The sequence below is a fragment of the Streptococcus infantis genome (assembly GCF_047464615.1).
GTDB lineage: Bacteria > Bacillota > Bacilli > Lactobacillales > Streptococcaceae > Streptococcus > Streptococcus infantis_Y.
In genome coordinates, this window is the sequence record NZ_JASHBO010000010.1 from 98,457 (window position 1) to 106,520 (window position 8,064).

Consider the following 8,064-nt stretch of genomic DNA (forward strand, 5'->3'; position numbering starts at 1 on the left):
ATAGTTGAGAAAGGGGCTGGAAAATGTCTCATATTATTGAATTGCCAGAAGTTTTGGCCAATCAAATCGCGGCAGGAGAAGTTATCGAACGCCCTGCTAGTGTGGTTAAGGAGCTAGTTGAAAATGCCATTGACGCGGGTTCTAGTCAGATTATCATTGAGATTGAGGAAGCTGGTCTCAAGAAGATTCAAATCACAGATAATGGTCATGGAATTGCCCACGATGAGGTGGAATTGGCCCTGCGTCGTCATGCGACCAGTAAGATAAAAAATCAAGCAGACCTCTTTCGGATTCGGACACTTGGTTTTCGTGGTGAAGCCCTGCCTTCTATCGCATCTGTCAGTGTTCTGACTCTTTTGACTGCGGTTGAAGGTGCCAGTCATGGGACCAAGCTGGTCGCTCGTGGGGGAGAAGTTGAAGAAGTCATTCCAGCGACCAGTCCTGTGGGAACCAAGGTTTGTGTGGAGGACCTCTTTTTCAACACGCCTGCCCGTCTCAAGTATATGAAGAGCCAGCAAGCAGAGTTGTCTCATATCATCGATATTGTTAACCGTCTTGGGTTGGCCCATCCTGAGATTTCCTTTAGTTTGATTAGTGATGGCAAGGAAATGACACGAACAGCTGGTACGGGTCAACTGCGCCAAGCCATTGCTGGAATTTATGGTTTAGCCAGTGCCAAAAAGATGGTTGAAATTGAGAATGCTGACCTAGATTTTGAAATTTCAGGCTTTGTCTCATTGCCGGAATTGACACGGGCTAATCGTAACTATATCAGCCTTTTTATCAATGGCCGTTATATCAAGAACTTCCTGCTCAATCGTGCTATTTTAGATGGATACGGTAGCAAGCTCATGGTGGGGCGTTTTCCGCTGGCTGTTATTCATATCCATATTGATCCATATCTGGCAGATGTCAATGTGCACCCGACCAAGCAAGAGGTGCGAATTTCTAAGGAAAGAGAGCTGATGGCGCTGGTTTCAGAAGCAATTGCAAAGAGTCTCAAGGAACAGACTTTGATTCCAGATGCCTTGGAAAATCTAGCCAAATCTGCGGTTAGAAATCGTGAAAAGGTGGAGCAAACGACTTTGCCACTGAGAGAAAATACCCTCTACTATGAAAAAACGGGGCTAGCAAGACCGACTCAAGCTGAGGTGGCAGACCATCAGGTGAATTTGACTGAAGAAAGACAGGATTTGAACCTGTTCGCCAAGGAAACCTTGGATCAGCTGACCAAGCCAGCCAAACTGCATTTTGCAGAGCGAAAGCCTGCCAGCTACGATCAACTGGACCATCCAGAGTTGGATATGGCTAGTCTTGATAAGGCTTATGACAAGCTAGAGCGAGAAGAATCATCTAGCTTCCCAGAGTTGGAATTTTTCGGACAAATGCACGGGACCTATCTCTTTGCACAAGGTCGAGATGGCCTTTACATCATAGACCAGCACGCTGCTCAGGAACGGGTCAAGTATGAGGAGTACCGTGAAAGTATTGGCAATGTTGACCAGAGCCAGCAGCAACTCCTAGTGCCCTACATCTTTGAATTTCCTGCGGATGATGCCCTTCGTCTCAAGGAAAGAATGTCTCTTTTAGAGGAAGTAGGCGTCTTTCTAGCAGAGTACGGAGAGAATCAATTTATCCTACGCGAACATCCTATTTGGATGGCAGAGGAGGAAATCGAGTCTGGAATCTATGAGATGTGTGATATGCTCCTCTTGACCAAGGAAGTTTCTATCAAGAAATACCGAGCTGAATTAGCCATTATGATGTCCTGCAAACGGTCCATCAAGGCTAACCACCGTATTGATGACCACTCGGCTAGACAACTTCTATACCAACTCTCCCAATGTGATAACCCCTACAACTGTCCACACGGACGTCCTGTTTTGGTGCACTTTACCAAGTCAGACATGGAAAAGATGTTCCGTCGCATTCAGGAAAATCACACGAGTCTACGAGAACTAGGAAAATACTAGATTTAAAGGAAAACTATGTACGAATATCTAAAGGGTATTATTACCAAAATTACTGCTAAATATATCGTCCTTGAGGCAAATGGTATCGGTTATATCCTGCATGTGGCCAATCCCTATGCTTACTCAGGACAAGTTAACCAAGAAGCGCAGATCTATGTGCATCAAGTCGTTCGTGAAGATGCTCATCTACTTTACGGCTTTCGCTCGGAAGATGAGAAAAAGCTCTTTCTTAGTTTGATTTCGGTGTCGGGTATTGGTCCTGTTTCTGCTCTTGCTATTATCGCGGCTGATGACAATGCAGGGCTTGTACAAGCTATTGAGACCAAGAATATCACCTACTTGACTAAATTCCCTAAAATCGGTAAGAAAACAGCCCAGCAGATGGTGCTGGACTTGGAAGGCAAGGTGGTTGTGGCAGGAGACGATCTCCCTGCTAAGGCTACAGTTCCATCTAGCAGAGACAACCAAGAATTGGAAGAAGCCATGGAAGCTATGTTGGCCTTGGGTTACAAGGCAACCGAGCTCAAGAAAATCAAGAAATTCTTTGAAGGAACGACAGATACAGCTGAGAACTATATCAAGTCGGCCCTTAAAATGTTGGTCAAATAGGAGCAGAGTATGACAAAACGTTGTTCGTGGGTCAAGATGACCAATCCGCTCTACATCGCCTATCATGATGAGGAGTGGGGGCAACCCCTCCATGATGACCAAGCATTGTTTGAGTTGTTGTGCATGGAAACTTATCAGGCAGGCCTGTCTTGGGAAACGGTACTTAACAAACGCCAAGCTTTCCGAGAAGCCTTTCATGGCTATCAAATTCAAGCAGTTGCAGAGATGACCGATACCGAATTGGAAGACTTGCTGGAGAATCCAGCCATCATCCGAAATAGAGCCAAGATTTTTGCTACACGCGCTAATGCCCAAGCCTTTCTACGACTACAGGCAGAGTACGGCTCTTTTGATGCCTATCTTTGGTCTTTTGTTGAGGGGAAAACGATCGTTAACGATGTTCCCGATTACCGCCAAGCCCCAGCTAAAACACCTCTGTCTGAGAAGTTAGCCAAAGATCTCAAAAAACGTAGTTTCAAGTTCACAGGCCCAGTCGCCGTATTGTCATTTTTACAAGCTGCAGGTCTGGTTGACGACCACGAGAATAATTGTGAATGGAAGGATCTTAAATGATGTCTGACAAAAATAAGGGAATTCTGATTTTTGGGCTCCTCTATACAATTCTTTTTGTGTTTGATGGCGTTAAATTATTGGCTTCCTTGATGCCATCTACCATTGCAAATTATCTAGTCTATGTAGTATTAGCACTATACGGCTCTTTCTTGTTCAAGGATAGATTAATCCAACAATGGAATGAGATTAGAAAAACTAAAAGAAAATTCTTCTTTGGTGTCTTAACAGGCTGGCTCTTTCTCATTCTGATGACTGTTGTCTTTGGCTTTGTATCAGAGATGTTGAGACGGTTTTTGGGACTATATGGACAAGGTCTAAACCAGTCGAATATTCAAAGCACCTTTCAAGAGCAACCATTACTGATAGCCGTTTTCGCCTGTATCATCGGACCTTTAGTGGAAGAGCTCTTTTTCCGTCAAATTTTATTGAGATATTTGAGGAAAAATCTACCAACTTGGCTGAGTGTCTTTTTGGTCGGCCTTGCCTTTGCGCTTACTCATATGCACAGTTTGTCTTTATCAGAGTGGATCGGTGCAGTCGGTTACCTAGGTGGGGGCCTTGCCTTTTCAATTATTTATGTGAAAGAAAAGGAGAATATTTACTATCCCCTACTTGTTCATATGTTAAGCAACAGCCTTTCCTTGATCATTTTAGCTATCAGTAGTATGTGATGAAAATGCCAGTAATGATAATGAGAAAAAGCTGAGAAATTCATCTCAGCTTTCTTTGTTATAGTCAAAGCGAATGACTTGCTCCGTTGCGTCTACATACGCGTGAACTCCAAAGGGAACAATTGCTCTTGGTGTGGCATGGCCAACGTTTAGATTATAGACAATCGGGGTATTGCTGTCAATGATATCCAATAGTGCCTCTTTATAGTCGTCATAGAAAGTTTCATCCATAGGTTTTCCGACCAAGAGTCCACTGATGACTTCAAATATCCCAGTTTCTTTTAAAGCCTGCAACATTTTTTTGAAATCATCAGGTTCAGACTTTTCTTCACTTGTTTCTAGCAATAGAATCTTTCCTTTCCAGTCGGATAAGTCAGGGAAAAGTTTGTATTTTTGGCAGAGGTCTGTGCTGTCTGCGTGTAGAGAGTTGTCAAAGATATCGTAGAGGGATTCGAGGCAACCGCCAAGGATTTCTCCCTCAAACTGAGCAGTGCCTTGTAACAACTCAAAACCAGTATTTGCATGGCTGACACGAGGAGTTCCCAGTGCCTTGGGACTGAAGTCAGTTCTTTCCTCATACCAAACGTCACTAGGGCGGATTTCCGAGATTCTTCCCGTTTCAATCAATTCTTTGAAGTAGTGGAGGCTATATGGCAACATTTCTTTGTCTAACTCACAAATGTCTGCTAAAAATGATTGGCCGTAAAAAGTCTTAATTCCTAGTTTATGCAACATGAGATGGTTCATGGTCGTATCCGAGAAGCCAAGAAAAATTTTTTGTTTGATAACCTTTTGTAGTTGGTCATTTTCAAAAAGATAAGGTAGTAAGCGATAGGTATCGTCTCCACCAATGGCGCATAGGATCATGTCGATACTATCATCAGAAAAGGCCTGAATCAAATCCTCTGCACGTGCTTCAGGATGTTCTTTGATAAAATCTAAGCCTTTTAGCGAATGGGGTAAAAAGATAGGATTGAGTCCTAGATCCTTGAGACGTTGAATACCCAAGTCCACTTCGTGTTTGACAAAGTCTTCTCCGATAATGCCACTAGACAAACTAACAATACCAATAGTAGAAATCATATCTCATCCTCCTAGAAATAAATTGATGCTATTGTATCACAAAAGAAGAGGGGAAACAACAAGAATTAGAATCAGAAAAAGGCTTTTAGATCACAAAAGTAAGCAAAAAAGCAACCGCTCGATGTGGTTGCATTTTTTATAGTAGTTGCATTCTTATAGAGCAGTAAGGAAGGTCAGTCCGCCAAGGATAACCCCAGCCGAGTTTGGAATGATTAGAATCCAGTCTTTCTTAGGCTCTTTTGTCCATCCATAAATGACCCAGATTAAGCAAGAAACAGCTGCTGATAAAGGTTGGAATGGTTGAGCTTTGTTCCCTTGTAAATTGGCAAAAATTTGGGGGATGTAGGCTATAAATACAATAATCCCGATAAAGGCACCAATTGAACCGACAATTTGATTAATTCTCTGTTTAGTCATATATATTTCTCCTTATTGCTTTATTAGTATAACAGAAAAACAGCTTGGATTCAAGGGTAAAACCTTGGGATTCTAAGGGAAGACTTTACATTAGAATGTTATTAGAAAATGTGGCTACTTTTCTTTGGAGAATCAAAAAATGATTTGGAACTACAAAAAAGTAGTCTGTCTACAAAACACACTACTTTTATTGTTTATCTTAATATCTAGCAGGTCCTGCACTTGCACTCTTGATGTTGAAACGTTTTTTGAGGTAGAAACGTAGGGCAAGGAGAGCTCCTCCAATCACCAACAAAACAAGTGGTGGGAGACTAATGTTGATGGCTTGTGGAAGGAAATTACTCAAGAAGAGGATGAAGACCCATGCAAACATGGTTGCTAGCATGACCAAAAGTGATTTCCAGAATGGAGGGCGTTGGCTACGGTCAGTATCTGGTCCGTAGTAGCGGTAGATGAAGTGGTAGAGAAGGTAGAAGGCAACTCCTCCGAAGGCCCCTACACTGATGAGTGTTACCAAACCGTAAGCCACTGGTTGGTTTGAGAAGAAGCTCATCAAGGCACTAACTACTGCAAACAGTCCTGTAATGAAAAGGGCTGAATCCAACATCATCAATTTTGGATCGTCGTTTTCCTTTGGATGTTCTTTCTCGTATTGCTCTTTTTCGCTAAAGCTGTGAGCCCAGTGAGTTGGTGCTCCGTAAATTGAACGAGCAGTTACACCTTTTGGTTGTTCTTCAAGGATATGAGGAATGACTTCTTCAAGGATGGCCTTGATTTCAGCGTCGGTTTTTCCGTCCTTGAGAAATTGTTGGGTTGCAATGTGGATAAATTCTTGGTTTTTCTTGGTTAATTCTTTTAAATCAATCTGTGACATAATAACTCCTGTTTAGAACCATTTTTTATGGATGAGGTAAAGAGTGAGAGAAACACTCATAGCAAAGGCGATAAAGACGATGAGCCAGAAAGCATGCGGTTCTCCGTTTAAAGGAATTTCATTATCCTTAAAGTTCATTCCGTAGGCTGAGAAAATCATGGTCGGCACAGACATAACGATGGTCACGAGGGCCAAGGTTTTCATGATATTGTTCTGGTTGTTTGAAATGATAGAGGCAAAGGTCTCTGTCATAGAGTGAAGGACGTTTCCATAGATATCCGCCATCTCGATGGCCTGTTGCGTTTCAATCAAGGTGTCTTCCAGTAAGTCTTCATCCTCAAGGTATTTCTTGATATTGCTAGTCGCACTGGTCAATTTTTTAATCACGCGCTCGTTTGTCTTAAGAGAGGCCTTGAAGTAGACGATGGTCTTTTCCAACTCCATGAGTTCAATCAATTCTTCATTTCGAGTAGACTTGTGAAGTTGACTCTCAATCTGCTCACTCTTACGTTCGATTGAACGGAGGGCGGTTAGGTAAATCTCCGCATTGCGGTAGAGGATTTGAAAGATAAAGCGCGAACGCATAAAGGTATAGAAATTTCGAAGTCTCCGATTGATAAAGACATCTAGAAGTGGTAGAGGCTCTAAGCAAGTAGTAATGATAGCCTCTTCTGTGATGATAATCCCCAAGGGAATAGTCACGTAGTAGGTCTGGTTATTTCTTTCCTCTGTGATTGGGACGTCTACGATGATCAGAGTGTATTCATCTTCAATGGTAATACGAGACATTTCTTCGGCATCGAGTGGTGCACGGAGGTCAGCGATATCAATATCAAAAGCAGAAGCAATTTCCATCGATTCGCTCTGGGTAGGATTGACGAGATTGATCCAAGTGCCCGGCTGGAGCGTATCAATCTCTTTAAATTCAGTTGTTGTTGAGAGAAAGACTTGTTTCATATCTCCTATCCTTTCCTAATCTATTCTGTGTTTAAGTGATTTTTGACACCGTACTATTATACTACAAAATCGGCTTTTTTCAAATAAAATCTTACAAAAATACCGTTGTTATTGGCTTTTCGTTTTGTCTTGAAATGTTGCTTTTTTAATTTGCTCCCCTTTTTGCTCCCCTTATAGTGCTTTTAGTGCAGTTTCGTAGAATGAGACTGCTTTTTTTGCGTTCTCTTTTGAGAGGTGGCTATAAATGTCCATAGTCATGGATAAAGTAGAATGACCTAAACGGTGCTGAAGTTCCTTGTAAGAAATGCCAGAGTTAAGCAATAAACTAGCGTGAGTATGACGGAATCCGTGAAAGCCAATGTTAGGAACATCAGCACGCTTAAAATGTGTTAGCAATCTTCTTTTAAGTTTTGAACTGCAAGGATATTCATGAATGAAATCAGAGAATACCACGCTTTCACGTTGTCCTATCTTCCAGGCCTCTTTAGTTTGGCGTAGTTTGTACTGCTTCAGCATGCTAACAGTCGCTTGATCTATATCTATATCCCGATAACTAGCCTTAGATTTTGGGCTATTGATTTCTAGATCCCGATTTAGTGTTTTGGTGATGTGTACAATGGCACCGTCTAAGTCAATATCAGACCAGGAAAGGGCTAAAGCTTCATTGATGCGACAACCAGTAGCCAATAGGAACTTATAGAGCGTTGCCTCATAGTAATAACGATATCTATCGCTATCTAAATTATCGAGATAAACAAGAAACTTTTTTAATTCTGGATTTTGAACTGCACCCCAAAAGTTAGACAGAAAAAAACTAACTTTTGGGGTATTTTTATTATGAAATTAACTTATGATGATAAAGTTCAGATCTATGAACTTAGAAAGCAAGGTCAAAGCTTCAAGGAGC

Annotated in this window: 8 protein-coding genes and 1 pseudogene; 4 read left to right on the plus strand and 5 right to left on the minus strand. The window is 41.9% G+C overall.

The genetic code is table 11. From position 1 onward, the window contains the following. The first annotated feature begins 23 nt into the window (after positions 1-23). From mutL to QM450_RS07325, 4 genes are read left to right on the plus strand one after another with little or no spacing between them, the layout of a single operon-like run. Entirely contained in the window at positions 24-1,973 is a 1,950-nt protein-coding gene (gene mutL / locus QM450_RS07310) for a DNA mismatch repair endonuclease MutL (RefSeq protein WP_414320143.1), read from the plus strand. Between the two features lie 15 nt (positions 1,974-1,988). Next, the gene (gene ruvA, locus QM450_RS07315) at positions 1,989-2,582 is read left to right on the plus strand and encodes a Holliday junction branch migration protein RuvA (protein WP_414320144.1); all 594 of its coding nucleotides are present in this window, start codon (positions 1,989-1,991) and stop codon (positions 2,580-2,582) included. A gap of 9 nt (positions 2,583-2,591) precedes the next feature. Then, a complete protein-coding gene (locus tag QM450_RS07320; RefSeq protein ID WP_414320145.1) occupies positions 2,592-3,155 on the plus strand; it encodes a DNA-3-methyladenine glycosylase I in 564 nt (187 codons plus the stop codon). After that, positions 3,152-3,826, plus strand: a complete 675-nt coding sequence (locus tag QM450_RS07325) for a lysostaphin resistance A-like protein (protein ID WP_414320146.1) — start codon at positions 3,152-3,154, stop codon at positions 3,824-3,826. The genes QM450_RS07320 and QM450_RS07325 overlap by 4 nt, the downstream gene beginning before the upstream one ends. 45 nt (positions 3,827-3,871) lie before the next feature. On the opposite strand, the gene QM450_RS07330 is transcribed toward QM450_RS07325, so the two are convergent. The 5 genes and pseudogenes from QM450_RS07330 to QM450_RS07350 all read right to left on the minus strand — a co-directional run. Continuing rightward, positions 3,872-4,909, minus strand: coding sequence for a S66 family peptidase (locus QM450_RS07330; RefSeq protein WP_414320147.1), 1,038 nt, complete (start codon positions 4,907-4,909; stop codon positions 3,872-3,874). A 153-nt stretch (positions 4,910-5,062) separates the two neighbouring features. Continuing rightward, positions 5,063-5,326 (minus strand): SemiSWEET family transporter, encoded by a 264-nt coding sequence (locus QM450_RS07335; RefSeq protein ID WP_004250486.1) that lies wholly within the window; start codon positions 5,324-5,326, stop codon positions 5,063-5,065. 199 nt (positions 5,327-5,525) lie between these two features. Next, positions 5,526-6,200 (minus strand): DUF1129 domain-containing protein, encoded by a 675-nt coding sequence (locus QM450_RS07340; protein WP_006146142.1) that lies wholly within the window; start codon positions 6,198-6,200, stop codon positions 5,526-5,528. A gap of 12 nt (positions 6,201-6,212) precedes the next feature. Further along, positions 6,213-7,157, minus strand: a complete 945-nt coding sequence (locus QM450_RS07345; protein WP_223140287.1) for a magnesium transporter CorA family protein — start codon at positions 7,155-7,157, stop codon at positions 6,213-6,215. A 171-nt stretch (positions 7,158-7,328) separates the two neighbouring features. Further along, positions 7,329-7,940: pseudogene (locus tag QM450_RS07350) on the minus strand (site-specific integrase); the annotation flags it as partial. Positions 7,941-8,064 lie beyond the last annotated feature (124 nt).

Bases quoted from the DNA above. Each gene is read 5' to 3' on its own strand.
- mutL (WP_414320143.1), top strand. From the start codon at position 24: ATGTCTCATATTATTGAATTGCCAGAAGTTTTGGCCAATCAAATCGCG.
- ruvA (WP_414320144.1), top strand. From the start codon at position 1,989: ATGTACGAATATCTAAAGGGTATTATTACCAAAATTACTGCTAAATAT.
- QM450_RS07320 (WP_414320145.1), top strand. From the start codon at position 2,592: ATGACAAAACGTTGTTCGTGGGTCAAGATGACCAATCCGCTCTACATC.
- QM450_RS07325 (WP_414320146.1), top strand. From the start codon at position 3,152: ATGATGTCTGACAAAAATAAGGGAATTCTGATTTTTGGGCTCCTCTAT.
- QM450_RS07330 (WP_414320147.1), bottom strand. From the start codon at position 4,909: ATGATTTCTACTATTGGTATTGTTAGTTTGTCTAGTGGCATTATCGGA.
- QM450_RS07335 (WP_004250486.1), bottom strand. From the start codon at position 5,326: ATGACTAAACAGAGAATTAATCAAATTGTCGGTTCAATTGGTGCCTTT.
- QM450_RS07340 (WP_006146142.1), bottom strand. From the start codon at position 6,200: ATGTCACAGATTGATTTAAAAGAATTAACCAAGAAAAACCAAGAATTT.
- QM450_RS07345 (WP_223140287.1), bottom strand. From the start codon at position 7,157: ATGAAACAAGTCTTTCTCTCAACAACAACTGAATTTAAAGAGATTGAT.